The 23,445-nt window shown below is 61.5% G+C and carries 24 protein-coding genes; 12 read left to right on the top strand and 12 right to left on the bottom strand.

Annotation, left to right across the window (positions count from 1 at the left end; translation table 11 throughout):
- The first annotated feature begins 4 nt into the window (after positions 1-4).
- From OHJ17_RS20080 to OHJ17_RS20070, 3 genes are read left to right on the top strand one after another with little or no spacing between them, the layout of a single operon-like run.
- Positions 5-2,530, top strand: a complete 2,526-nt coding sequence (locus OHJ17_RS20080) for a fimbrial biogenesis outer membrane usher protein (protein ID WP_032432647.1) — start codon at positions 5-7, stop codon at positions 2,528-2,530.
- Positions 2,520-4,163, top strand: coding sequence for a fimbrial adhesin EcpD (ecpD, locus tag OHJ17_RS20075; protein ID WP_002890060.1), 1,644 nt, complete (start codon positions 2,520-2,522; stop codon positions 4,161-4,163). The genes OHJ17_RS20080 and ecpD overlap by 11 nt, the downstream gene beginning before the upstream one ends.
- Positions 4,132-4,842 (top strand): fimbria/pilus periplasmic chaperone, encoded by a 711-nt coding sequence (locus tag OHJ17_RS20070; RefSeq protein ID WP_002890061.1) that lies wholly within the window; start codon positions 4,132-4,134, stop codon positions 4,840-4,842. Before ecpD ends, OHJ17_RS20070 begins: the two co-directional genes overlap by 32 nt.
- Before the next feature lie 3 nt (positions 4,843-4,845).
- On the opposite strand, the gene OHJ17_RS20065 is transcribed toward OHJ17_RS20070, so the two are convergent.
- Genes OHJ17_RS20065 through OHJ17_RS20050 form a run of 4 tightly spaced genes read right to left on the bottom strand, consistent with a single transcriptional unit; the run spans position 4,846 to position 7,903 of the window.
- A complete protein-coding gene (locus OHJ17_RS20065; protein ID WP_004178714.1) occupies positions 4,846-5,535 on the bottom strand; it encodes an amino acid ABC transporter permease in 690 nt (229 codons plus the stop codon).
- The gene (locus tag OHJ17_RS20060; RefSeq protein WP_004178715.1) at positions 5,525-6,277 is read right to left on the bottom strand and encodes an amino acid ABC transporter permease; all 753 of its coding nucleotides are present in this window, start codon (positions 6,275-6,277) and stop codon (positions 5,525-5,527) included. The genes OHJ17_RS20065 and OHJ17_RS20060 overlap by 11 nt, the downstream gene beginning before the upstream one ends.
- A complete protein-coding gene (locus tag OHJ17_RS20055; protein ID WP_004151355.1) occupies positions 6,274-7,092 on the bottom strand; it encodes an amino acid ABC transporter ATP-binding protein in 819 nt (272 codons plus the stop codon). The genes OHJ17_RS20060 and OHJ17_RS20055 overlap by 4 nt, the downstream gene beginning before the upstream one ends.
- A gap of 1 nt (position 7,093) precedes the next feature.
- A complete protein-coding gene (locus OHJ17_RS20050; protein ID WP_002890106.1) occupies positions 7,094-7,903 on the bottom strand; it encodes an ABC transporter substrate-binding protein in 810 nt (269 codons plus the stop codon).
- 334 nt (positions 7,904-8,237) lie between these two features.
- Here OHJ17_RS20050 and OHJ17_RS20045 point away from each other — a divergent pair, with 334 nt between their 5' ends.
- On the top strand, positions 8,238-8,408 hold the full coding sequence (locus OHJ17_RS20045) for a hypothetical protein (RefSeq protein WP_002890108.1): 171 nt from the start codon (positions 8,238-8,240) through the stop codon (positions 8,406-8,408).
- Positions 8,409-8,524: 116 nt separating this feature from the next.
- Here OHJ17_RS20045 and OHJ17_RS20040 read toward each other — a convergent pair whose 3' ends face one another.
- Genes OHJ17_RS20040 through OHJ17_RS20020 form a run of 5 tightly spaced genes read right to left on the bottom strand, consistent with a single transcriptional unit; the run spans position 8,525 to position 13,056 of the window.
- Positions 8,525-9,220 carry an ABC transporter ATP-binding protein gene (locus tag OHJ17_RS20040; RefSeq protein ID WP_002890126.1) on the bottom strand — a complete coding sequence of 232 codons (696 nt, stop codon included), beginning with the start codon at positions 9,218-9,220 and terminating at the stop codon, positions 8,525-8,527.
- The gene (locus OHJ17_RS20035) at positions 9,213-9,995 is read right to left on the bottom strand and encodes an ABC transporter ATP-binding protein (RefSeq protein WP_004183132.1); all 783 of its coding nucleotides are present in this window, start codon (positions 9,993-9,995) and stop codon (positions 9,213-9,215) included. The genes OHJ17_RS20040 and OHJ17_RS20035 overlap by 8 nt, the downstream gene beginning before the upstream one ends.
- Positions 9,982-11,031 (bottom strand): branched-chain amino acid ABC transporter permease, encoded by a 1,050-nt coding sequence (locus OHJ17_RS20030; protein ID WP_004183134.1) that lies wholly within the window; start codon positions 11,029-11,031, stop codon positions 9,982-9,984. The genes OHJ17_RS20035 and OHJ17_RS20030 overlap by 14 nt, the downstream gene beginning before the upstream one ends.
- Positions 11,031-11,930 carry a branched-chain amino acid ABC transporter permease gene (locus OHJ17_RS20025; protein ID WP_002890128.1) on the bottom strand — a complete coding sequence of 300 codons (900 nt, stop codon included), beginning with the start codon at positions 11,928-11,930 and terminating at the stop codon, positions 11,031-11,033. Before OHJ17_RS20025 ends, OHJ17_RS20030 begins: the two co-directional genes overlap by 1 nt.
- Before the next feature lie 19 nt (positions 11,931-11,949).
- Complete coding sequence (locus OHJ17_RS20020) at positions 11,950-13,056, bottom strand: ABC transporter substrate-binding protein (RefSeq protein WP_004147267.1); 1,107 nt, start codon at positions 13,054-13,056, stop codon at positions 11,950-11,952.
- Between OHJ17_RS20020 and OHJ17_RS20015 the strand changes: the two genes are divergently transcribed.
- Positions 13,049-13,192 carry a hypothetical protein gene (locus tag OHJ17_RS20015; protein WP_004144596.1) on the top strand — a complete coding sequence of 48 codons (144 nt, stop codon included), beginning with the start codon at positions 13,049-13,051 and terminating at the stop codon, positions 13,190-13,192. The two genes, OHJ17_RS20020 and OHJ17_RS20015, sit on opposite strands and share 8 nt — an antisense overlap.
- 439 nt (positions 13,193-13,631) lie before the next feature.
- Here OHJ17_RS20015 and eutC read toward each other — a convergent pair whose 3' ends face one another.
- The 3 genes from eutC to eat are packed head-to-tail and all read right to left on the bottom strand — an operon-like array spanning position 13,632 to position 17,182.
- Positions 13,632-14,408, bottom strand: coding sequence for an ethanolamine ammonia-lyase subunit EutC (gene eutC, locus OHJ17_RS20010; protein WP_004183137.1), 777 nt, complete (start codon positions 14,406-14,408; stop codon positions 13,632-13,634).
- Positions 14,405-15,793 (bottom strand): ethanolamine ammonia-lyase subunit EutB, encoded by a 1,389-nt coding sequence (locus OHJ17_RS20005; RefSeq protein ID WP_004183139.1) that lies wholly within the window; start codon positions 15,791-15,793, stop codon positions 14,405-14,407. The genes eutC and OHJ17_RS20005 overlap by 4 nt, the downstream gene beginning before the upstream one ends.
- A 9-nt stretch (positions 15,794-15,802) precedes the next feature.
- Complete coding sequence (eat, locus tag OHJ17_RS20000) at positions 15,803-17,182, bottom strand: ethanolamine permease (protein WP_004177284.1); 1,380 nt, start codon at positions 17,180-17,182, stop codon at positions 15,803-15,805.
- A gap of 62 nt (positions 17,183-17,244) precedes the next feature.
- Here eat and OHJ17_RS19995 point away from each other — a divergent pair, with 62 nt between their 5' ends.
- The 7 genes from OHJ17_RS19995 (at position 17,245) to tauD (ending at position 23,437) form a co-directional block, all read left to right on the top strand.
- The gene (locus OHJ17_RS19995) at positions 17,245-17,373 is read left to right on the top strand and encodes a hypothetical protein (protein ID WP_012737473.1); all 129 of its coding nucleotides are present in this window, start codon (positions 17,245-17,247) and stop codon (positions 17,371-17,373) included.
- 82 nt (positions 17,374-17,455) lie between these two features.
- Positions 17,456-18,865 carry an S-methylmethionine permease gene (gene mmuP / locus OHJ17_RS19990; protein WP_002890161.1) on the top strand — a complete coding sequence of 470 codons (1,410 nt, stop codon included), beginning with the start codon at positions 17,456-17,458 and terminating at the stop codon, positions 18,863-18,865.
- On the top strand, positions 18,852-19,784 hold the full coding sequence (gene mmuM, locus OHJ17_RS19985) for a homocysteine S-methyltransferase (RefSeq protein WP_004144601.1): 933 nt from the start codon (positions 18,852-18,854) through the stop codon (positions 19,782-19,784). Before mmuP ends, mmuM begins: the two co-directional genes overlap by 14 nt.
- A 239-nt stretch (positions 19,785-20,023) precedes the next feature.
- On the top strand, positions 20,024-20,986 hold the full coding sequence (tauA, locus tag OHJ17_RS19980) for a taurine ABC transporter substrate-binding protein (RefSeq protein WP_002890192.1): 963 nt from the start codon (positions 20,024-20,026) through the stop codon (positions 20,984-20,986).
- An 11-nt stretch (positions 20,987-20,997) separates the two neighbouring features.
- Entirely contained in the window at positions 20,998-21,765 is a 768-nt protein-coding gene (tauB, locus tag OHJ17_RS19975; protein ID WP_004183141.1) for a taurine ABC transporter ATP-binding subunit, read from the top strand.
- A complete protein-coding gene (gene tauC / locus OHJ17_RS19970) occupies positions 21,762-22,589 on the top strand; it encodes a taurine ABC transporter permease TauC (protein ID WP_004215304.1) in 828 nt (275 codons plus the stop codon). The genes tauB and tauC overlap by 4 nt, the downstream gene beginning before the upstream one ends.
- Positions 22,586-23,437: a taurine dioxygenase gene (gene tauD, locus OHJ17_RS19965; RefSeq protein WP_004147277.1), complete on the top strand. Its 852-nt coding sequence runs from the start codon at positions 22,586-22,588 to the stop codon at positions 23,435-23,437. The genes tauC and tauD overlap by 4 nt, the downstream gene beginning before the upstream one ends.
- Positions 23,438-23,445 lie beyond the last annotated feature (8 nt).

The following is a 23,445-nucleotide window of genomic DNA, read 5'->3' as shown; positions in this document are numbered from 1 at the left end:
GACGATGCCTCAACGATGGATTACCCCAGGACTGAAAACGCGGCTTGCCTTCGGCATGATCTTTTTGTTCGTTCAGCCCGACGTCAGCGCAGCTGCCCCAGGCGCGCAGCAGATTGGCGGGGTGATTATTCCGCAGGCCTTCAGCCAGGCGCTGCAGGACGGCATGAGCGTCCCGCTCTATATTCATCTCGCCGGCAGCCAGAGCACCCGGGACGATCAGCGGATCGGCAGCGCCTTTATCTGGCTGGACGGCGGCCAGCTGCGCGTCCGGCAGATCCAGCTGGAGGAGAGCGAAGGTAACGCCAGCGTCAGCGAACAGACCCGCCAGCAGCTGATCGGCCTGGCCAACGCCCCGTTCAGCGAGGCGCTCACCATTCCCCTGACCGACAGCGCACAGCTGGATCTCAGCCTGCGCCAGCTGCTGTTGCAGCTGGTGGTCAAGCGCGAGGCGCTGGGCACCGTCCTGCGCTCGCGCAGCGAAGATATCGGTCAGTCCAGCGTGAACACCCTCAGCAGCAACCTGAGCTATAACCTCGGCGTCTATAACAACCAGATGCGTAACGGCGGGAGCAACACCTCCAGCTACCTGTCGCTGAACAACGTCACGGCGCTGCGGGAGCATCACGTGGTGCTCGACGGCTCGCTATACGGCATCGGCAGCGGTCAGCAGGACAGTGAATTATATAAGGCCATGTATGAGCGCGATTTCGCCGGCCACCGCTTTGCCGGCGGGATGCTTGACACCTGGAACCTGCAGTCCCTGGGACCGATGACCGCTATTTCGGCCGGTAAGATTTACGGCCTTTCCTGGGGGAACCAGGCCAGCTCCACCGTCTTCGACAACAGCCAGTCCGCCACGCCGGTGATCGCCTTTCTGCCGGCGGCGGGCGAGGTGCATCTCACCCGTGACGGTCGGTTGCTGAGCGTCCAGAACTTCGCTATGGGCAACCATGAAGTGGATACCCGCGGCCTGCCGTACGGTATTTACGACGTGGAAGTGGAGGTGATCGTCAATGGTCGGGTGGTCAGCAAACGCACCCAGCGGGTCAATAAGCTGTTCAGCCGGGGACGCGGCGCCGGCGCGCCGCTGGCGTGGCAGGTATGGGGCGGCAGTTTTCATATGGATCGCTGGTCAGAGAGCGGGAAAAAGACCCGGCCGGCGAAAGAGAGCTGGCTGGCAGGCCTTTCGGCCTCCGGGTCGCTCAGCACCCTGAGCTGGGCGGCTACGGGCTATGGCTACGACAACCAGGCGGTGGGGGAAACCCGCCTGACGCTACCGCTGGGCGAGTCGATCAACGTTAACCTGCAAAACATGCTGGCCAGCGACAGCTCGTGGAGCAGCGTCGGCAGCATCAGCGCCACGTTGCCCGGGGGATTCAGTTCAGTGTGGGTTAACCAGGAGAGAACCCGCATTGGCGATCAATTGCGGCGCAGCGATGCCGACAACCGGGCGATCGGCGGCACCCTCAACCTGAACGCGCTGTGGTCAAAGCTGGGGACGTTCAGCGTCAGCTACAACGATGACCGTCGCTACAACAGCCATTACTACACCGCGGATTACTATCAGACGGTCTACAGCGGCGCCTTTGGCTCGCTCGGCCTGCGGGCGGGGATCCAGCGCTATAACAATGGCGACAGCAGCGCCAACACCGGGAAATATATCGCCCTCGATCTGTCGCTGCCGCTGGGCAACTGGTTCAGCGCCGGGATGACCCATCAGAACGGCTACACCATGGCTAATCTCTCAGCGCGCAAGCAGTTTGATGAAGGCACTATTCGCACCATCGGCGCCAATCTGTCGCGGGCCATCTCCGGCGATACCGGGGATGACAAAACCCTCAGCGGCGGCGCGTATGCCCAGTTCGACGCCCGCTACGCCAGCGGCACGCTGAACGTCAACAGCGCGGCGGACGGCTACGTCAACACCAACCTCACCGCCAGCGGCAGCGTCGGCTGGCAGGGCAAAAACATCGCCGCCAGCGGACGAACCGACGGCAACGCCGGGGTGATCTTCAACACCGGGCTGGAGGACGATGGTCAGATCAGCGCCAGGGTTAACGGGCGGATCTTCCCGCTCAGCGGCAAGCGTAACTACCTGCCGCTCTCTCCCTATGGTCGCTATGAGGTGGAGCTGCAGAACAGCAAAAACTCGCTCGACAGCTACGACATCGTCAGCGGGCGCAAGAGTCATCTGACCCTTTATCCGGGCAACGTCGCGGTGATTGAGCCAGAGGTGAAGCAGATGGTCACCGTCTCCGGCCGTATTCGTGCAGAAGACGGCACGCTGCTGGCGAATGCGCGGATTAACAACCATATCGGCCGTACCCGCACCGATGAAAACGGCGAGTTTGTCATGGACGTGGATAAGAAATACCCCACTATCGATTTCAGCTACGGCGGCAATAAAACCTGCGAAGTGGCGCTGGAGCTCAGCCAGGCGCGCGGCGCCGTCTGGGTGGGGGATGTGGTCTGCAGCGGCCTCTCGTCGTGGGCGGCGGTGAAGCAGTCAGGAGAAGAGAATGAAAGTTAATGCACTGATGGCGCTGGCGATCCTCGCGCTGCTCTGGCCGGCAGCCGCGCTCAGGGCGGCGGTGACCAAGACCACCTGGTCGGATGCGCCGGCGCGCGAGTTTGTGTTTGTGGAAAACAACTCCGACGACAACTTTTTCGTCACCCCCGGCGGGGCGCTGGATCCGCGTATGACCGGCGCTAACCGCTGGACCGGCTTAAAATACACCGGCTCCGGGACCATCTATCAGCAGAGTCTCGGCTATATCGATAATGGCTACAACACCGGGCTCAATGCCAACTGGAAGTTTGATATGTGGCTGGAAAACTCACCGGTTTCACACCCCTTAACCGGCCTGCGCTGCATCAACTGGTACGCCGGGTGCGATATGGCTACCAGCCTGATCCTGCCGCAGACCACCGACGCCAGCGGGTTTTACGGCGCGACGGTGACCAGCGGCGGCGCGAAGTGGATGCACGGCATGATGTCAGACGCCTTCTATCAATATCTGCAGCAGATGCCGGTCGGCGGCAGCTTTACGATGACCATCAATGCCTGTCAGACCTCGGTGAACTACGATGCCAGCAGCGGCGCGCGCTGTAAGGATCAGGCCTCCGGTAACTGGTATGTGCGCAACGTCACCCACACCAAAGCCGCGAACCTGCGGTTGATTAATACCCACTCGCTGGCGGAGGTGTTTATCAACAGCGATGGCGTGCCGACCCTCGGGGAAGGGAACGCCGACTGCCGGACGCAGACCATCGGCAGCCGCTCAGGATTAAGCTGTAAGATGGTCAACTATACCTTGCAGACCAACGGCTTAAGCAACACCTCGATCCATATTTTCCCGGCGATCGCCAACTCGTCGCTGGCCTCGGCCGTCGGGGCGTACGATATGCAGTTCAGCCTCAACGGCAGCTCCTGGAAGCCGGTGAGCAATACCGCTTATTACTACACTTTCAACGAGATGAAGAGCTCAGACTCGATCTATGTTTTCTTCTCCAGCAACTTCTTTAAGCAGATGGTGAACCTCGGGATCAGCGATATCAACACCAAGGATCTGTTCAACTTTCGCTTTCAGAACACCACCTCGCCGGAGTCAGGCTGGTATGAGTTTTCCACCTCCAACACGCTGATTATCAAGCCCCGTGATTTCAGCATCAGCATTATCTCCGACGAATATACCTCGGCGCCGTCGCGCGAGGGGTATGTCGGCAGCGGCGAACCGGCGCTCGATTTCGGCTACATCGTCACCACCAGCGGTAAAACGGCCGCCGATGAAGTGCTGATCAAGGTGACCGGACCGGCGCAGGTGATTGGCGGGCGTTCCTACTGTCTCTTCAGCTCCGATGACGGTACGGCGAAAGTGCCGTTCCCGGCGACGCTCTCTTTTATCACCCGCAGCGGCACGACTCAGACCTACGATGCCGGGTGCGATGACAGCTGGCGGGATATGACCGATGCGCTGTGGCTGACCACGCCGTGGACCGATATCTCCGGCGAAGTGGGGCAGATGGATAAGACCACGGTGAAATTTTCGATTCCGATGGATAACGCCATTTCGCTGCGGACGGTAGACGATAACGGCTGGTTTGGCGAAGTCAGCGCTTCAGGAGAGATTCATGTCCAGGCGACGTGGCGCAACATTAACTAAGGCCCTGCTGACGGTGGGCTGCCTGCTGGCAGCGCCGCTGGCGCAGGCGATCTCGGTCGGTAACCTGACCTTTTCCCTGCCTGCCGAAGCGGATTTCGCCAGCAAACGGGTGGTCAACAACAATAAAAGCGCGCGGCTGTACCGCATCGCCGTCAGCGCCATCGATCGCCCGGGCGGCAGCGAAGTCCGCTCCCGGCCGGTGGATGGCGAACTGCTGTTCGCCCCCCGCCAGCTGGTGCTGCAGGCAGGTGAGAGCGAGTATTTTAAATTTTACTATCATGGGCCGCGGGATAACCGCGAGCGCTACTATCGGGTCTCGTTTCGCGAAATCCCCACCCGCAACCTGACGAGGCGCAGCCCGACCGGCGGCGAGGTCAGCATGGAGCCGGTGGTGGTGATGGATACCATTCTGGTGGTGCGCCCGCGCGAGGTACAGTTTAAATGGTCTTTCGATAAGGTGGCCGGGACGGTGAGCAACACCGGCAATACCTGGTTTAAGCTGCTGATTAAGCCCGGATGCGATTCGACCGAAGAGGAGGGGGACGCGTGGTATCTGCGTCCCGGGGACGTGGTTCGCCAGCCGGCGCTGCGCCAGCCGGGGAACCACTATCTGGTCTATAACGACAAATTTATTAAGATCAGCGATACCTGTCCGCTGAAGCCCCGTCCCGCGGAGTGAGCCTTATCTGGTGGTCGCGCGGCGGGTAAAGCGCCGGCTGGCCAGCAGGCTCAGACCGCAGCACAGCAGGTAGTACACCGCGCCGGTGAAGACGAAGATCGCCAGGGGATAGATCTGCACCCGGTTGTTGACCTGGCCGGCCACGGTGGTCAGCTCCGGGACGTTGACGATAAACGCCAGCGAAGTGTCCTTCAGCAGGCCGATAAAGATCCCCACCAGCGACGGCTGAACGTTGCGCAGCGCCTGCGGGAGCAGCACCAGGCGCAGCGTTTGCCCGGGAGCGAACCCCTGGGTCAGCGCCGCCTCATACTGTCCTTTCGGCAGCGACTGCAGCCCGGCCAGCACCGAGTGCATCACCGAGGCGGCGGTAAACCACGCCAGCGCCAGGGTCACGGTCACCGCGCCGGGCAGATCGCCGCCGGTCAGCATCGGCAGCAGATACCACAGCCAGAAGATGACAAATATCAGCGGGATGCCGCGGATAATTTCCGCCCACAGAAACAGCAGACGCCGCACCAGCCCGCCGTAGCGCCAGGCCAGGCCCGCCAGCGCAATGCCTCCCGGCAGCGCCAGCAGGGTGGCGCCGATGGCCATCAGCAGGGTCAGCGCCACGCCGCCGGGCTGGCCCTCCGCCAGTCGGCCCCACAGCAGGTAATCGAGGTTATCGGCGATCACCGCCAGATTAGCGTTCATGTCGGGCGCTCCGTTGCAGTTTTCTTCCCGGGCCGAGACGCGTGAGCGCCACGCCCATCGCCACCCCCAGCGCCAGGTACAGCGCGGTGCCGACGGCAAACGCCTCCAGGGCGTGCGCGTTATAGCTCTCAATCTGCCGCACCTGATAGGTCAGTTCCGCAAAGCCGATGCCGCTGGCCAGCGATGAGAGTTTCATCAGGTTAAGATACTGGCCGACAATCGGCTGCCAGGCGTTGGCCAGCCCCTGCGGCAGGAGGATAAAGCGCAGCTCCTGCCACGGCGTAAAGCCCTGCGACAGCGCGGCTTCCCGCTGCCCGTGGCTGACGGCGCGCAGTCCGGAGGCGATCTCTTCCACCAGAAAGGCGGAGGTAAAGACCCCCAGCCCCCACATCGAGCAGAGGAACTCCGGCGTCAGCCACCAGACGTTGCCCGGCAGAATGGACCAGGCGTGTTCGTCGTTCACCACCTCCTTCACCGCCAGCGGCAGCAGGTTCCAGGCGGCAAAGTACCAGAACAGCAGCTGGACCAGCAGCGGGGTATTGCGAAACAACGAGACCCACGCGGCCACCAGTCCGCGCCCCGCGCGTCCGCCGCCGAGGCGCAGGGCCAGCAGCAGGACCGCCAGCAGGGTGGCGAGCAGGATCCCGGCGACGCTGACCCAGACGGTGGTGAGAAAACCAGAGATAATCCATTGCAACGGCTGCCCGCTCAGGACGCCGTGCCAGTCAAGCATCGGCGTCACTCGAGGCTCTCCTGGTGCAGCGGATCCAGCACCTTCTGCAGAAAACGCCGCGCGCGGGCATGCTGCGGATGGGCGAAAAACTCAGCCGGCGGGGCGACTTCGAGGATGTCGCCGCCGTCGATAAACACCACCCGGTCGGCAATTTCGCGGGCAAACTGCATTTCGTGGGTCACCACCAGCATGGTGATCCCGCTGTGGGCGAGGGTTTTCATCACCTGCAGCACTTCGCCGATCATCTCCGGGTCGAGCGCCGAGGTGGGCTCATCGAACAGGATAATCTGCGGCGAGGAGGCCAGGGCGCGGGCGATGGCCACCCGCTGCTGCTGGCCGCCGGAGAGCTGCGCCGGCATCTGCTGCGCTTTTTCTTCCAGTCCGACCTGACGCAGCAGCGCCAGCGCCCGCGCCTGAGCCGCGCTTTTTTCCCAGCCATGAACGCGCTCCAGCGCCAGAGTGATGTTCTCCTGCGCCGTCAGGTGGGCATAAAGGTTGAACTGCTGGAAGACAAAGCCGACGCGGCTGCGCAGCTGGCGCAAGGCGCTGCCGCTCAGCCGGCTGGTGGGTTTGCCGTCGATCAGGATCTCGCCGCCGCTTAAGGATTCGAGCTGGTTGATCAAGCGGATCAGCGTCGATTTTCCCGAACCGGAAGGGCCGAGGATCGCCACTACTTCGCCGGGCTCGACCTGTAGGTTGATGGCGTTAAGTACCTGATGATCGCCGTAGCGCTTGGCCACATCACGGAACGTAATGCTGGCGCGCTGCAGACGTGAAAAATCCGCGGCCGGAGCCGCGGAGTGGGAGAGTAAACCCGAGAACATATTATTTCGCTTCTATGGTAAAGGCGCGCGGCTGCGGCGTTTTGGTGGCAGGGCCAAACCAGACATCGTAAATTTTCGCGGCTTCGCCGGTTTTCTCCAGCTTCACCAGCTCATCGTTGACGGCCTTCAGCAGGGCCGGTTCGCCTTTCTTCACGCCCACGCCAATCTCTTCTTTGCTGAGCAGGTCGGGCAGAATTTTAAACTTGGCTTTATCCGGCGCTTCCGCCAGCAGACCGGCGAGGATGGTGCTGTCCTGGGTGATGGCCTGGACGTTGCCGTTGCGCAGGGCGGTCAGGGCCAGCGGAATATCGTCATAGGAGAGGACGCGAGCCTGCGGGAAACGCTGGTGCAGGGCCTGTTCGCCGGTGGTGCCTTTCACCGCGCCGATGCGCGCTTTGCTGTACTCATCGAGCTTATCCGGAGAGCCGGCCGGCACGAGGAACTGCTGGCCGGTGACGAAATACGGCGTTGAGAAATCAATAACCTGGGCCCGCTCCGGGGTGATGGTAATGTCGGCGACGATCAGGTCGGCTTTGCCGGACTGCAGCAGCGGAATACGGTTGGCCGGGTTGGTGGCCACCAGCTCGAGTTTGACGCCGAGCGCTTTCGCCAGCGCCTGGGCAAAGTCAACGTCGTAGCCGACGATATGGTGGGTTTTGGCGTCCACGGAGCCGAACGGCGGGTTGGCGTCGAAGGTGGCGACTTTTACGACGCCGGCGGCTTTGATGTCAGCCAGCTGGTCCGCCTGTGCCTGCGAGGCGAGCAGCAGCATACCCAGCGCCAGTGCGATTTTTGTGGTTTTATTGCGCATAGTTTTTCCCCTGAATCCCTGTTTTGTTTTGTGGACATCACGCTCCCACAAATTGCCCGTCGGCGGCAAAGAAGAAAAAATTCTTATCTATAACCAAAAAGAACTTAACAAACCTATGGGTATTCTTTATGCGTCGCTGGCGTTTTACGAGGACGACAACGACTGCCGGGCGGTCCCCTCTCCCTCAGGGAGAGGGCCAGGGAGAGAGTGATAGGACCGGGGGTAATATGCGCCAGCCAGGATTGCAAATTCGGAATTAATATTTCCCGCGCCCGGCCAACTGTGGTTGAAATAGACCCAGGCGATTCGCTTCCCGACAGAGGAGAAAACGAAAGTGGCATTGTGGCAACGGTTAACGGGCTGGCTGGCTTTTTTGTCCAACGGTGAAGCCGGACAGCAGGATACCCAGCGCGTCATGGAGGCGATCCTGCCGGTAGCCAGCCTCTACGGCGTGGACATTGGCAACGTGGAAACCCGGTGGTTCCGTCATGATAAGACATACTGAGCGACGCAGGACGCGAGAAGCCTACTGGAACGAGGTGTGCTTTGTGTAGCAAGAGACTGCCTGAGGTTGCGGCCTCGCGGGAGGCGCCGCCGCAGCCCAGGCAGTTTTGACCATGCCTATCCCCCCAGATACATCCGCTTAATTTCCGGATTAGTCAGCATCTCCCGCGCCGCGCCTGACAAGGTGATCCGGCCATTCTCCAGGACATACGCCCGATCGGCGATCGCCAGCGCGGCCGTCGCATTCTGCTCCACCAGCAGCACCGTCATATTCTCTTCGCGCAGTTGCTTAATGATGCCGAACAGCTCGCCGACAATTTTCGGCGCCAGCCCGAGGCTCGGTTCATCCAGCATCAATAACACCGGCTCGCTCATCAGCGCCCGGGCGATGGCCAGCATCTGCTGCTCGCCGCCGCTCATGGTGCCCGCCATCTGATGGCGCCGCTCCTTGAGCCGCGGAAAGAGGGCGTACATGCGATCGCGCAGGCGGGCGTAGCCGGCGAGATTATTGTAAGCGCCCATGCGCAGGTTCTCTTCGATGGTCAGGTTGGTAAAGACGCGCCGTCCCTCCGGCACCAGCGCCAGCCCGCGACGCACGATCTGGTGGGTCTGGCTGCGTGAGATATCGTCGTTGAGGAAGCTGACGCGCCCACTGGAGCGCACCAGGTTGACGATCCCGTTCAGGGTGGAGGTTTTACCGGCGCCATTGCTGCCGATCAGGGTGACGATTTCCCGGTCATAGACGTCGATATCGACGCCCTTCAGACCCTGGATCACGCCGTAAAAGACCTTCAGTTCCCGGGCGTTAAGCATAATTGGCTTCTCCCAGATAAGCGGAAATGACGTCCGGATGCTGGATCGCCTCGGCCATCAGGCCGCTGAACAACGGCTTACCGTACTCCAGAACCATCACCCGCTCGCACAGGCGGTTGACGAAGGGCATATCGTGCTCGATTAACAGGACGCTTAGCTGATAGTCATGGCGCATGCGGAAGATCAGCTCCGCCAGATCCTCGGTCTCCTTCGGGTTCATCCCGGCGGCCGGCTCATCGAGCAGGAGCAGCTTCGGCGCGGTGGCCAGCGCGCGGGCGATCTCCACTTTGCGCTGGTTGCCATAGCTTAGGTTTGTGGCCTGCATATGGGCGAAGTGGGCGATGCCGATATCCTCCAGGATGGCCATCGCTTTGGCTTTCGCCGCCCGCTCGGCCGGAAAGTAGCGACCAATATGCAGGGCCGCCTCCAGCAGCGAGTAGCGGCTGGCGCGGTCGAGCCCGACCATCACGTTCTCCAGCACCGTCATGGAGTTAAACAGGCGGATATTCTGGAAGGTGCGGGCGATCCCGGCGTTCACCACCTGGTTGGGCTTCAGCCCCTTCAGCGACGTGCCCGCCAGGGTGACGCTGCCGCTGGTGGGTTTATAGTTGGCGGTAATGACGTTAAACAGGGTCGTTTTGCCCGCGCCGTTAGGGCCGATAAGGCCAAAGATCTCCGACTCGTCAACATGGAAGCTGACGTTGTCGATGGCCCGCAGGCCGCCGAACTGCATGGTGACGTCCTGCACCTGCAGGATAACGTTATTTTCCGCCATAGCTGCTGTTCCTTCTTCCCATCTGCCAAATCTCTTTTTTCCCCAGCAGCCCCTCGCGGGCGAAGAGCATGATAATCAGCAACAGCAGGGAGAAGACCACCATTCGCAGGCCCGGGTACGCGCCGAGATCGTGACCGAAGAACTGCAGCGGCTGATCGAGGAAGCGCAGCCACTCGCCGCTGCCGACCACCAGCACGGTGCCGAGCAGGGCGCCGGTGGTGCTGCCGAGCCCGCCGAGGACGATAATAATCAGCAGCTGGAAGGTGAGCATAAAGTCGAACAGTCCCGGGGAAATGGTGGTCAGCAGGGAAGCCAGCAGACCGCCGCCGATCCCTTCGAAGAAGGCGCTGGTGGCGAAGGCGCAGGTTTTAATGCGGAAGGTGTTGACCCCCATGGCGATCGCCGCATCTTCATCGTCGCGAATAGCTTTCATCATCCGGCCATACTTCGACCACACCAGCTGGAGGATCATGCCGGTGGCCAGCAGGGCGAACAGTCCGCACCAGAACAGGAGATGCGGCTGCTGCGGAATATCGTTCAGCCCGATGGCGCCGTTGGTGATTTGCGGGTTGTTAATGGCGAGGATCTTGATGATAAACCCAAAGCCGAGGGTGACAATGGCCAGGTAGTCGCCACGTACCCGGAAGACCGGCACGGCGAGGCACACCGCCAGCGCCGCCGCGCACAGGCCGCTTATCAGCAGGGCAGGGAGGAAGCCCGCGTGCAGGCTGAGGATCCACGGGCTGGGGGCGGCCATTTCAAACATGTCTACCTTGCTGTCGCTGGAGAGGATCAGCAGGGCGGTGACGTAGGCGCCCACCGCCACGAAGCCGTTCGGCTCCAGCGACAGCTGGCCGGTCACGCCGTTGATCAGGTTGTAGCTGACCGCGAGGATCATAAAGATAAAAATGGTGCTGATGACACGAACAATGTAGTCATTGAAAACCACGTTGATTCCGGCCAGCAGCGCGATACAGATGACAATAATGACCAGGTTGCGCAGCTGCGCCCCGGCGGTCGTCGTCGCGTTGAGCATCAGAAACGGCTCCTTTCCAGACGTTCGTCGCCCATAATGCCGACCGGGCGGAACAAGAGGACCAGAATCAAGAACAGGAAGGCGAAAGCGTCTTTATAGCCGCCCAGTTCGGGGAAGATCGCCACGGCGACCACCTCGGTAAAACCGAGGATAAAGCCGCCCAGCACCGCGCCGGTGACGCTGCCAATCCCGCCCAGCACGGCGGCGGCGAAGGCCTTCAGGCCGATAAGCACGCCCATCAGGGGATCGATCGTCGGGTAGCTGATGGAGTAGAACACGCCGCCGAGCGCCGCGAGACTACTGCCGAGGGCGAAGACCAGGGAGATGATCCGGTTGGCGTCAATACCCATCAGGCGCACGGTGTTGACGTCAAAGGCCACCGCGCGGATCGCCATCCCATAGCGGGTGCGGTACAGCAGCCAGAGGATCGCCAGCAGCAGCAGGACGGTGATCAGCGGCACAATCCACGCCACGTTGGTAATGATGACGCTGCCGAAGGCCCGGGTCTGGTTGAAAAAGTCGGGGGCGGAGAAGAAGCGCGAGCTGCCGCCAAACAGTACGTTAAACAGGTTTTCGAGAAAAAAGCTGACGCCGATGGCAGTGATCAGCATGGAGATTTTCGAGGCCTGACGCAGCGGACGATAGGCGACCCGGTCAATCAGCATACCAAACAGGCCGCACAGCCCGAGGGTCAGGAAAACGGCTACCCCGAAGGGTAGCCCAACCGAAGAAAATAAAAACAGCGTACTAAACGCGCCGACCATCATCACGTCCGCATGGGCGAAGTTGATCAGCCGCAGCACGCCATAAACCATCGTATAACCGATGGCAATCAGGGCGTACATGCCCCCAAGACTCATTCCATTGACCACTTGCTGGAGAAAAATGGCGCCGTCCATTTTGTAGCCTCGTCACAACTTAAGGGTTAACCACGGTACGAAACGCCAGCTTGCCATCTTTCACTTCGTTGATGACCGCGCTGCGAATGGCGTCGCCGTTCTGTAACGTCAGCGTGCCGGTCACGCCCTGGAAATCTTTGGTGGCGCGGATTTTTTCATTCACGCAGACCCGATCGTGGGGATCGCTGCACTGGTTCATGGCGTTGACGATGACGTTATAGGCGTCCGCCGCCATTGCGCCCCAGGTATGGGTCGGCTGCTGGTATTTGGCTTCCCAGGCTTTGATGAAGGTTTCCCCCGCCGGGGTCTGCTCTTTGGCGTTCGGCGAGTAGTAATCGGTGGTCATATAGCCGTTGACCGCGTCTTTACCGACATCGAAGAAGACCTGATCCGCGGCCAGACCGTCGCCGCCCACCACCGGTTTGTTGAGCCCCAGCTGTTTAGACTGCACGGCAATCAGCGCCCCTTCGGTGTAGTAGATCGGCATGTAAATCATGTCGACATTCTTCGCCTTGACGCTCGCCAGCTGGGCTTTAAAGTCCTTGCTGCCGCCCGGGGCCTGGACCTCGATGGGAATGGTGCCGCCGTTTTTCAGGAACTGGGTGCGGAACGCTTTCGCCAGGCCGACGGAGTAGTCGTTGCTGCTGTCAAACACGATGGCGGCGGTTTTGGCTTTCAGATCGCGGGAGGCCAGATTGGCCCCGACCACCCCCTGAAAGCTGTCCGAGAAGCAGACCCGGCTGACGTAGGGATGGTTGCGGGTGACGCGGTCGTTGGTGGCGGTGGAGGAGACCAGCGGCGTTTTGCTGTCGTCGGCGATTTTGGTCATCGCCAGGGTGTTGGAGGAAGTGACTTCCCCGATCACGGCATCCACTTTATCGCTGGAGACCAGGCGCTGCATGGCGTTGGCCGCTTCGACTTTGTCGCTTTTATCATCGATAACGATAAGCTTGATGGTATCGCCATTTTTTAACGTTGGGGTGATGGCCTGAATAATGTCCAGCCCTTTCTGCGACGGCTGGCCATAGCCGCTGAGGGCGCCGCTCAGGGGTAATACCACCCCGATTTTAATTTCCGCTGCCTGCGCGCTGCTGGCGCCGACCAGCGCGGCAACCAGCGTGGCCATTAAAGACGCTTTCCCGGAAAACGATTTCATTGGTATTTCTCCGTCGGTCGATTATTTATCTTTAACCATCAATGACTGCATAACATTGAGGAATAATGCGCCAGCGTATCCGGCGAATTATTGGCTGTTATGTTGAATAGATAACGAGATATATACCCTAAATAATTCGAGTCGCATGAAGGCGGCAAGTAAGCGAGTCCCCAGACGCTTACAGAAGTAAGTGACTGGGGGAGAGAACGCAGCCAACGCACATGCAACTTGAAGTATGACGGGTATTTTTAATGCGCTGATTTACCTTACAACGTCCGTTTCGTTTTTACTCATGCAATATTCTTATTACCTGCAGGGAAGGGCATAAGGCTGGCGACAACACGGCTTTTGGTACGGTGAAAGCATTTTGCCGGGGGGCGACTGGCGCCTTACCCGGCCTGAAAAATACGCCATATAAACCGCTGGCACGGCTTCCGTAAACCCGTACCAGCGAAGCGCCGCCGGGCAATTTCAGCACGCGGCGGAATATAAAGTCAGGTGCACAAGATAATATTAAAAATCTATTCTGCTGCTCGCGTGACTTATTATTTTAAAGGGGGCAACGGTTTTATTTTACCATGCAGCGCCGGATTATCGCTTTCATCTTTCAGACCCACCCCGGTAAGCCGGCGCAAAAAAGCCTGCTCCAGCAGCCAGGCCAGTTTAAAGGCGGCGGCGTCATGGCTTAATCCCTCCGGCCGAATATTGGAGATACAGTTGCGCTCAGACTCCAGGCGCTGACGATGAGGCTGCCAGGTGAGGTAGACGCCGAGGCTGTCCGGCGAGGAGAGACCCGGTCGTTCGCCAATCAGGATCGCCACCGCGCGGGCTTTCAGGGTTTCGCCAATATCATCTCCCAGCGCTACCCGCGACTGATGCGCCAGCACCACCGGCGCCAGGCCGATACCCAGCGTCTGCAGATAGGGCAGCAGGGCGCGGATCAACGGCACCGCCTGGCGCTCTACCGCCCAGGAAGAGAGGCCGTCGCCGATCACCAGCAGCAGGTCGGCGGGGCGGACGCCGCTGGCGGCGAGGTCGGCGCGACTCTCATCGGCGAGCTGCCGCCCGAGATCCGGGCGCCGCAGATAGGTATGACGGTCCGGCGCGGCGCTGTGCACCGTCAGGGCCTCGAGGCCGAGCGCCGCCAGCGGCGCCACCAATTGTTGGCTGGCGAACGGCTGATGAATGGCATCCCGCGCTCTGGCATGGGCCAGACCAAAGTTGAGGACTTCGCGGGTCGGCAGACTGGCGCCGCTGCGCCCCAGGGCGATCCGCGCATCGGTAAATTCACGCAGCGGGTTCCAGGCATCGGGACGGTTCATACGGAGGCTCCTTGCGGCAGGACGGACAGCAGCGGATGGCGGGCGTCGGTGAGCCGCAGCGCGCCGTGCGGATCGATAATCTGCATCTTCGCCAGCCAGTCGGCGAACTCCGGGGCATGCTTTAAGCCCAGCAGACGACGGGCGTACAGCGCGTCATGGAACGAGGTGCTCTGGTAATTGAGCATGATATCGTCCGCTCCGGGCACGCCTATCAGGAAGGTGAGCCCGGCGGCGCACAGCAAGGTCAGCAGGGTGTCCATATCATCCTGATCCGCTTCCGCGTGGTTGGTATAGCAGACGTCGCAGCCGATCGGCAGGCCCATCAGCTTGCCGCAGAAATGATCCTCCAGCCCGGCGCGAATAATCTGCTTGCCGTCGTAGAGATACTCCGGACCGATAAAGCCGACCACGGTATTGACCAGTAGCGGTTCAAAGTGACGGGCGACGGCGTAGGCCCGCGCCTCACAGGTTTGCTGATCGACGCCGTGGTGGGCGTTGGCCGACAGGCAGCTCCCCTGGCCGGTCTCAAAATACATCACATTGTTGCCGAGGGTACCGCGCCTGAGGCTCAGGGCCGCCTCGCGGGCCTCCTGCAGCATGGCAAGGTTGATGCCGAAGCCGCTGTTGGCCGCTTCGGTTCCCGCCACCGACTGAAACACCAGATCCACCGGCGCGCCGCGCTCAATCAGCTGCAGCGTATTGGTCACATGGGTCAGAATGCAGGACTGGGTGGGAATGGCGAAGCGCTGGATAATATCGTCCAGCATCACGTTCAGCTGCGCCAGCACCGGTAAGCTGTCGCTGGCCGGGTTGATGCCGATCACCGCGTCCCCGGCGCCGTACAGCAGCCCGTCGAGCATACTGGCGGCGATGCCTTTCAGGTCGTCGGTAGGATGGTTGGGCTGCAGGCGTACGCTGAGGTGGCCGGGCAGGCCGATGGTGTTGCGAAAGCGCGTCACCACCTGGCATTTGCTGGCGGCAAGGATCAGATCCTGATTGCGCATCAGCTTACTGACCGCCGCCGCCATCTCCGGGGTGATGGCGCGGGCGACCCGCTGCAGCGTGGCGGTATCGGTAGCATCATCCAGCAGCCAGTCGCGAAAATCGCCGACCGTCAGGTGACGCAGGGCGGCAAAGCCCTGCGCATCATGGGTGTCGAGGATCAGGCGAGTCACTTCGTCCTGCTCGTAAGGGATAAGCGGGTTGTCGAGAATGTCGGTCAGCGGCACCTCGGCGAGGGCCATTTTCGCCGCCATCCGCTCTTCGGCTGAGGTGGCGATAATCCCTGCGAGGGCGTCGCCGGAGCGGGCCGGCGACGCTTTCGCCATCAACGTTTTCAGACTATCAAAGCGCCATACCTGGCCCGATAGCGTGGTTTTATACATGCCGCCTCCTCAGGAGACCGTGCGCAGTTGAGGATCCACTGGCGCCCGTTCACGGGCCGCTGCGGTTTTGCGGAACCACAGGTAGCCGCCGAGCATCATCGCCGCGAAAATCAGCGCCAACAGCAGGTTATACCAGACCATCGCCACCAGGCAGAGCACCGCCATGCCGAGGGCAAAGGCCGGCGCCAGCGGGTAGAGCGGGGCGCGGAACGGACGGATCAGCTTCGGCTCGCTACGGCGCAGTTTGAACAGCGCCGCCATGGAAGTGATATACATAACAATAGCCCCAAATACCGACATGGTGACGATGCAGGCGGTCAGCGGCATGCCGCTGATAGTGATCAGCGAGTCGGAGAAGATCGCGGCGATCCCCACCACGCCGCCGGCGAGGATTGCCAGATGCGGGGTGCGCGTGCGGCGGTTGAGGGAGGCCAGCCCGGCGGGCAGATAGCCGGCGCGGGCGAGGGAGTAGATCTGCCGCGAGTAGCCCATAATGATGCCGTGGAAGGAGGCGACGAGGCCAAACAGCCCCAGCCACACCAGCATATGCAGCCAGCCGCTGCCGTTGCCCACCACCGTCTTCATCGCCTGGGGCAGCGGATCGTTAATATTGGACAGCGCGCGCCAGTCGCCGACGCCGCCGGCGAAGACCATCACGCCGATCGCCAGCACCGTCAGCGTCAGAATGCCGCCGCCCAGGGCGCGGGGAATGGTGCGCTGCGGATCTTTGGCCTCTTCGGCCGCCATGGAGGCCCCCTCAATGGCGAGGAAGAACCAGATGGCGAACGGAATGGCGGCGAACATCCCCGGCAGCGCCAGGCCGCTGAAGCTGTCCGCGCCCGCCCAGCCGTTAGTGGTGAAGTGGCTCCAGGAGAAGCCGGGGGCGACCACGCCCATAAACACCAGCAGCTCGAAGATGGCCAGCAGGGTGACGATCAGCTCGAAGGTGGCGGCGATGCCGACGCCGAGAATATTGAGCGTCATAAAGATCACGTAGGCGCCGCAGGCGACCCATTTCGGATCCAGCGCCGGAAACTGCACGTTGAGGTAGGCCCCGATGGCCATGGCGATGGCCGGCGGGGCGAAGACGAATTCAATCAGGGTGGCAAAACCAGCGATAAAGCCGCCGGTGGGCCCGAAGGCGCGGTAGGCGTAGGCGAAAGGGCCGCCAGCGTGCGGGATGGCGGTGGTCAGCTCGGTAAAGCTGAAAATAAAGGCGCAGTACATCGCGGCGACCGCCAGGGCGACGACCATAAACCCCATCGTGCCCGCCTGCGACCAGCCGTAGCTCCAGCCGAAGTACTCCCCGGATATCACCAGTCCGACGGCGATCCCCCATAAACGAAAACTGCCGAGCGTTCTTTTTAAGGTGGTGGTGTGCTCTGTCATACGTATTGCCTCGCCAGATAGAAAGGTGCTGAACGACAGGCTGCAAAGAGAGTGCCAGAACGTTGTCTGCCGCGATAAGGCGTCAGTCCGTGGCGCGCCCGCTGGCGCTGCGCAAAAATGGGGCAGGCTGCACGCTGTCGGCGCGCGCCCTGGTGCAGCGGCTTTGCTTTTTCAGCGGCGGCACGGTATAACACTTCTTCTTTTGGATGTTTAGATGTCTATACGTTTATACGCATCATGACCCGGGCAAGCGGGCTGGCGTGAGAAAATAAAATGCAAAGCACAACACAACAACAAGGTGGGCAGCTGAAGCGCACCATGAAAACGCGCCATCTGATCATGCTGTCGCTCGGCGGCGTGATTGGCACCGGCTTATTCTTTAATACCGGCTATATCATCTCCACCACCGGCGCGGCCGGGACGCTGCTGGCGTATCTGATTGGCGCCCTGGTGGTCTGGCTGGTGATGCAGTGCCTTGGCGAACTGTCGGTGGCGATGCCAGAGACCGGCGCCTTCCACGTTTACGCGGCGCGCTATCTTGGCCCGGCGACGGGCTATACCGTGGCGTGGCTCTACTGGCTAACGTGGACGGTGGCGCTGGGGTCGAGCTTCACCGCGGCGGGATTCTGCATGCAGTACTGGTTCCCGCAGGTGCCGGTCTGGATCTGGTGCGTGGTGTTCTGCGCAGTGATCTTCGGCCTTAACATCATTTCGACGCGCTTCTTCGCCGAAGGCGAGTTCTGGTTCTCGCTGGTGAAAGTGATCACCATCGTCGCGTTTATTATTCTCGGCGGCGCGGCCATTTTCGGCATCATTCCGATGCAGGATGGCTCCCCGGCGCCGGGCCTGCGCAATATCACCGCCGAAGGCTGGTTCCCGCACGGCGGCCTGCCGATCCTGATGACCATGGTGGCGGTGAACTTCGCCTTCTCCGGGACGGAGCTTATCGGCATTGCCGCCGGAGAGACGGAAAACCCGCATAAGGTTATTCCGGTTGCCATCCGCACCACCATCGCCCGGCTGATTATTTTCTTTATCGGCACCGTGTTTGTGCTGGCGGCGCTGATCCCGATGCAGCAGGCGGGAGTGGAGAAAAGCCCCTTCGTGCTGGTGTTTGAGAAGGTGGGCATCCCTTATGCGGCGGACATGTTCAACTTCGTGATCCTGACGGCGATCCTGTCGGCGGCTAACTCCGGCCTGTACGCTTCCGGGCGGATGCTGTGGTCGCTGTCGAACGAGAAGACGCTGCCGGCCTGCTTTGCCAAAGTCAATAAACGGGGCGTGCCGGTGACCGCCCTGTCGGTGAGTATGCTGGGCGGCGTGCTGGCGCTGTTCTCCAGCGTGGTGGCGCCAGATACGGTGTTTGTCGCGCTGTCGGCGATCTCCGGTTTTGCGGTGGTGGCGGTGTGGTTGAGCATCTGCGCCTCGCACTTTATGTTCCGCCGCCGCCATCTGCAGCAGGGTAAGGCGCTGAGCGATCTGCAGTATCGCGCTCCCTGGTATCCGGTAGTGCCCGTTCTGGGCTTTGTGCTGTGCCTGGTGGCCTGCGTGGGCCTCGCTTTTGACCCGAGCCAGAGAATTGCGCTGTGGTGCGGGATCCCCTTTGTGGCCCTGTGCTATGGTGCCTGGTATCTTACTCGTTCACGGAATATGACTCAGGAGCCCCAACATGTCGCAGACTAATCCGTTTACCGCCCTGCTTGCCGCCCAGCCTTTCGTGCTGCTGGACGGCGCCATGGCCACCGAGCTGGAGGCCCGCGGCTGCGATCTGGCCGACAGCCTGTGGTCGGCGAAAGTGCTGCTGGAGAACCCGCAGCTGATCCGCGATGTGCATCTCGACTACTTTCGCGCCGGGGCGCAGGTGGCGATCACCGCCAGCTATCAGGCCACTCCGGCGGGCTTTGCCGCGCGCGGGCTGGATGAGGCGCAGTCCCGGGCGCTAATCGGCAAAAGCGTCGAGCTGGCGCGCAAAGCGCGCGAGGCGTACCTCGCCGAGAACCCGCAGGCCGGTACGCTGCTGGTGGCCGGTTCGGTGGGGCCGTATGGCGCGTTTCTCGCCGACGGCTCGGAGTATCGCGGCGATTATCAGCGCAGCGCGGCAGAGTTCCAGGCCTTCCACCGCCCGCGCGTCGAAGCGCTGCTGGATGCCGGCGCCGACCTGCTGGCCTGTGAAACCCTGCCGTCATTCGCTGAGATCCAGGCCCTGGCGGCCCTGCTGCAGGAGTATCCCCGCGCCCGCGCCTGGTACTCCTTCACGCTGCGCGACGCCGAACATCTCAGCGACGGCACGCCGCTGCGCGAGGTGATGGCCGCCCTGGCGGATAATCCGCAGGTGGTGGCGGTGGGGATCAACTGTATCGCCCTGGAAAATACGCCCGCGGCGCTGGCGCATCTGCACAGCCTGACGGCCCTGCCGCTGGTGGTCTATCCTAACTCCGGCGAACATTATGATGCGGTGAGCAAGACCTGGCACCATCATGGCGAAGCCTGCGCCAGCCTGGCGGATTATCTGCCGCAGTGGCTGGCCGCCGGGGCGAAGCTGATCGGCGGCTGCTGCCGCACCACGCCGAAGGACATCGCCGCGCTTAACGCGAAGCGCTAAATTTTTGCCGGGTGGCGCTGCGCTTACCCGGCCTACATATTGCGCGAACCGGATGCTGGGTAAGGCGTAGCCGCCGCCCGGCGCCAACCATCTGCCACTAACTCACCGCACAAAACCAACTATCCTTTCCCGCTTTTGTTCTAAAAACGATTCGCTATTAGCCAGAATTTTTAATTACTTCATCTCCATCCTGATGCCGGAAATACTGCACCTATAACAACTCAGGGGAAGCAGACATTATGGCATTCACATCGCGAATTACTCTTCTGGCGGCGCTGGCTGTCGCCGCCTTCCAGGCGCAGGCGGTCAACGTTACCGTGGCGTATCAAACCTCCGCTGAGCCGGCGAAAGTCGCCCAGGCGGACAACACCTTCGCCAAAACCAGCGGGGCGACCGTCGACTGGCGGAAATTTGACAGCGGCGCCAGCGTGGTACGCGCCCTGGCCTCCGGCGATGTGCAGATCGGTAATATTGGCTCCAGCCCGTTGGCGGTGGCCGCCAGCCAGCAGGTGCCGATTGAAGTGTTCCTGCTTGCCTCAAAGCTCGGCAACTCCGAAGCGCTGGTGGTGAAGAAAAGCATTACCAAACCGGAAGATCTGATCGGCAAGCGCATCGCCGTGCCGTTTATCTCCACCACCCACTACAGCCTGCTGTCGGCGCTCAAACACTGGGGCATCAAGCCGGGCCAGGTACAGATTATTAACCTGCAGCCGCCGGCGATTATCGCCGCCTGGCAGCGCGGGGATATCGATGGCGCTTACGTCTGGGCGCCAGCGGTTAACGAACTGGAAAAAGAGGGCAAGGTGCTGACCGATTCTTCTCAGGTTGGGGAGTGGGGCGCGCCGACCCTTGACGTCTGGGTGGTCCGTAAGGACTTCGCCGAGCAGCATCCGGAGATCGTCAAAGCGTTTGCTAAAAGCGCCATCGACGCCCAGCAACCCTACATCGCCAACCCGGAGGCATGGCTGAAACAGCCGGACAACATCAGCAAGCTGGCGCGCCTGAGCGGCGTGCCGGAAGCCGATGTCCCCGGGCTGGTGAAGGGCAATACCTATCTCACCGCCGCTGAGCAGGCGCAGGCGCTGAACGGGCCGGTCAATCAGGCCATCGTCGATACCGCGCGCTTCCTGAAAGAGCAGGGCAAAGTGCCTGCGGCGGGAACCGATTATCGTCAGTACGTTACTGACCGCTTTGTGAAGTAAAGGAGGCGGCGATGCTGCAAATCTCGCATCTTTCCGCCGACTACGGCGGTAAACCGGCGCTGGCGGATATCAACCTGACGCTGGAGAGTGGGGAGCTGTTGGTGGTGCTGGGGCCTTCGGGCTGCGGTAAAACTACCCTGCTGAACCTGATTGCCGGATTCGTGCCCTATCAGCACGGCAGCATCACCCTCGAAGGTCAGCAGGTGACCGGGCCGGGCGCAGAGCGCGGGGTGGTCTTCCAGAATGAAGGTCTGCTGCCGTGGCGCAATGTGCAGGATAACGTGGCGCTGGGCCTCCAGTTGGCGGGCGTGGATAAAGCGCAGCGCCGGCAAGCGGCGGCGCAGATGCTGAAGAAGGTGGGGCTCGAAGGGGCGGAAAAGCGCTTTATCTGGCAACTGTCCGGCGGTCAACGCCAGCGGGTGGGCATCGCCCGGGCGCTGGCGGCGAATCCGCAGCTGTTGCTGCTGGATGAGCCCTTCGGCGCGCTTGACGCCTTTACCCGCGAGCAGATGCAGACGCTGCTGCTGAAACTGTGGCATGAGACCGGCAAACAGGTGCTGCTGATCACCCATGATATTGAAGAGGCCATCTTCATGGCGACCGAGCTGGTGCTGCTGTCGCCGGGGCCGGGACGGGTGGTGGAGAGGCTGCGACTTGATTTCAGCCGTCGCTTTGTCGCGGGCGAATCCTGCCGCAGCATCAAATCCGACCCGCGCTTTATTGAACAGCGGGAATACATTCTGAGCCGGGTGTTTGACCAACGGGAGGCTTTCTCATGAGCGTGGTACTGAACGACAAACCGCGTCAGTCGACGCTGAAGTGGCGCTGGCCGCTCTCCCGCCAGCTCACCCTCAGCGTGGCGACCCTGGCGGTATTGCTGGCCGTCTGGTGGGCGGTCGCGGCGCTGCAGCTGATTAACCCGCTGTTTCTGCCGCCGCCAGGCCAGGTGCTGCAGAAGCTTATCACCATCGCCGGGCCGCAGGGCTTTATGGATGCGACGCTCTGGCAGCACCTGGCGGCGAGCCTGACGCGGATCGTTATCGCCCTGCTGGCGGCAGTGCTTATTGGCGTACCGGTGGGGATCGCCATGGGGCTCAACTCGACGGTGCGCGGGATCCTCGACCCGCTGATCGAACTCTATCGTCCGGTGCCGCCGCTGGCCTACTTACCGCTGATGGTGATCTGGTTTGGCATCGGTGAAACCTCGAAGATCCTGCTGATCTACCTGGCGATTTTCGCGCCGGTAGCCATGTCGGCGCTGGCAGGGGTAAAAAGCGCGCAGCAGGTGCGGATTCGCGCTGCCCGTTCGCTTGGCGCCAGCCGGGCGCAGGTGCTGTGGCTGGTGATCCTGCCCGGCGCGCTGCCGGAGATCCTCACCGGACTGCGCATTGGTCTCGGGGTGGGCTGGTCAACGCTGGTGGCCGCTGAGCTGATCGCCGCCACCCGCGGATTAGGATTTATGGTGCAGTCTGCCGGCGAGTTTCTCGCCACCGATGTGGTGCTGGCGGGGATCGCGGTGATTGCCATTATCGCCTTTTTACTGGAACTGGGTCTGCGCGCGCTGCAGCGGCGCCTGACGCCCTGGCATGGAGAAGTACAATGAGTGAACGTCTGAGCATTACCCCGCTGGGGCCCTATATTGGCGCGCAGGTGAGCGGGGCGGATTTAACCCGTCCGCTGAGCGACAACCAGTTTGAACAGCTGTATCACGCGGTGCTGCGTCATCAGGTGGTATTCCTGCGCGAGCAGAATATCACCCCGGCGCAACAGCGCGACCTGGCGCTGCGTTTTGGCGACCTGCATATCCATCCGGTCTACCCTCACGCCCCAGGGGTGGAGGAGATTATCGTCCTCGATACCCACAACGATAATCCGCCGGATAATGACAACTGGCATACCGATGTCACCTTTATCGACACGCCGCCCGCCGGCGCCATTCTGGCGGCGAAAGAGCTGCCGACGACCGGCGGGGACACCCTGTGGACCAGCGGCATCGCCGCCTGGGAAGCGCTGTCAGAACCTTTCCGGCAGCTGCTGAGCGGCCTGCATGCCGAACACGATTTCCGCAAATCGTTCCAGGAGTATAAGTACAACAAGACCGAAGCCGAGCATCGGCGCTGGCAGGAAGCGGTGGCGAAGCATCCGCCGCTGCTGCACCCGGTGGTGCGTACCCACCCGGTGACCGGCAAGCAGGCGCTGTTCGTTAATGAAGGCTTTACCACGCGAATTGTCGAGGTGAGTGAGAAAGAGAGCGCAGCGCTGCTGAACTTCCTGTTTGCTCATGTCACTAAACCGGAGTTTCAGGTGCGCTGGCGCTGGCAGCCGAACGATGTCGCTATCTGGGATAACCGGGTGACGCAGCATTACGCCAACGCCGACTATCTGCCGCAGCGGCGGATCATGCACCGGGCGACGATCCTCGGCGATAAGCCGTATTACCGGGCGGGGTAAGGCTTGTA

The sequence above is a fragment of the Klebsiella sp. KP20-425-1 genome, assembly GCF_025813515.1.
Taxonomy (GTDB): Bacteria; Pseudomonadota; Gammaproteobacteria; order Enterobacterales; family Enterobacteriaceae; genus Klebsiella; species Klebsiella pneumoniae.
This window is presented reverse-complemented; position numbering and strand designations above follow the sequence as displayed.

What these genes read in the sequence shown, in the direction of transcription:
- OHJ17_RS20080 (WP_032432647.1), top strand. Translation starts at nt 5, where the DNA reads ATGCCTCAACGATGGATTACCCCAGGACTGAAAACGCGGCTTGCCTTC.
- ecpD (WP_002890060.1), top strand. Translation starts at nt 2,520, where the DNA reads ATGAAAGTTAATGCACTGATGGCGCTGGCGATCCTCGCGCTGCTCTGG.
- OHJ17_RS20070 (WP_002890061.1), top strand. Translation starts at nt 4,132, where the DNA reads ATGTCCAGGCGACGTGGCGCAACATTAACTAAGGCCCTGCTGACGGTG.
- OHJ17_RS20065 (WP_004178714.1), bottom strand. Translation starts at nt 5,535, where the DNA reads ATGAACGCTAATCTGGCGGTGATCGCCGATAACCTCGATTACCTGCTG.
- OHJ17_RS20055 (WP_004151355.1), bottom strand. Translation starts at nt 7,092, where the DNA reads ATGTTCTCGGGTTTACTCTCCCACTCCGCGGCTCCGGCCGCGGATTTT.
- OHJ17_RS20050 (WP_002890106.1), bottom strand. Translation starts at nt 7,903, where the DNA reads ATGCGCAATAAAACCACAAAAATCGCACTGGCGCTGGGTATGCTGCTG.
- OHJ17_RS20040 (WP_002890126.1), bottom strand. Translation starts at nt 9,220, where the DNA reads ATGCTTAACGCCCGGGAACTGAAGGTCTTTTACGGCGTGATCCAGGGT.
- OHJ17_RS20035 (WP_004183132.1), bottom strand. Translation starts at nt 9,995, where the DNA reads ATGGCGGAAAATAACGTTATCCTGCAGGTGCAGGACGTCACCATGCAG.
- OHJ17_RS20030 (WP_004183134.1), bottom strand. Translation starts at nt 11,031, where the DNA reads ATGCTCAACGCGACGACGACCGCCGGGGCGCAGCTGCGCAACCTGGTC.
- OHJ17_RS20025 (WP_002890128.1), bottom strand. Translation starts at nt 11,930, where the DNA reads ATGGACGGCGCCATTTTTCTCCAGCAAGTGGTCAATGGAATGAGTCTT.
- OHJ17_RS20020 (WP_004147267.1), bottom strand. Translation starts at nt 13,056, where the DNA reads ATGGCCACGCTGGTTGCCGCGCTGGTCGGCGCCAGCAGCGCGCAGGCA.
- eutC (WP_004183137.1), bottom strand. Translation starts at nt 14,408, where the DNA reads ATGAACCGTCCCGATGCCTGGAACCCGCTGCGTGAATTTACCGATGCG.
- OHJ17_RS20005 (WP_004183139.1), bottom strand. Translation starts at nt 15,793, where the DNA reads ATGTATAAAACCACGCTATCGGGCCAGGTATGGCGCTTTGATAGTCTG.
- eat (WP_004177284.1), bottom strand. Translation starts at nt 17,182, where the DNA reads ATGACAGAGCACACCACCACCTTAAAAAGAACGCTCGGCAGTTTTCGT.
- mmuP (WP_002890161.1), top strand. Translation starts at nt 17,456, where the DNA reads ATGCAAAGCACAACACAACAACAAGGTGGGCAGCTGAAGCGCACCATG.
- mmuM (WP_004144601.1), top strand. Translation starts at nt 18,852, where the DNA reads ATGTCGCAGACTAATCCGTTTACCGCCCTGCTTGCCGCCCAGCCTTTC.
- tauA (WP_002890192.1), top strand. Translation starts at nt 20,024, where the DNA reads ATGGCATTCACATCGCGAATTACTCTTCTGGCGGCGCTGGCTGTCGCC.
- tauB (WP_004183141.1), top strand. Translation starts at nt 20,998, where the DNA reads ATGCTGCAAATCTCGCATCTTTCCGCCGACTACGGCGGTAAACCGGCG.
- tauC (WP_004215304.1), top strand. Translation starts at nt 21,762, where the DNA reads ATGAGCGTGGTACTGAACGACAAACCGCGTCAGTCGACGCTGAAGTGG.
- tauD (WP_004147277.1), top strand. Translation starts at nt 22,586, where the DNA reads ATGAGTGAACGTCTGAGCATTACCCCGCTGGGGCCCTATATTGGCGCG.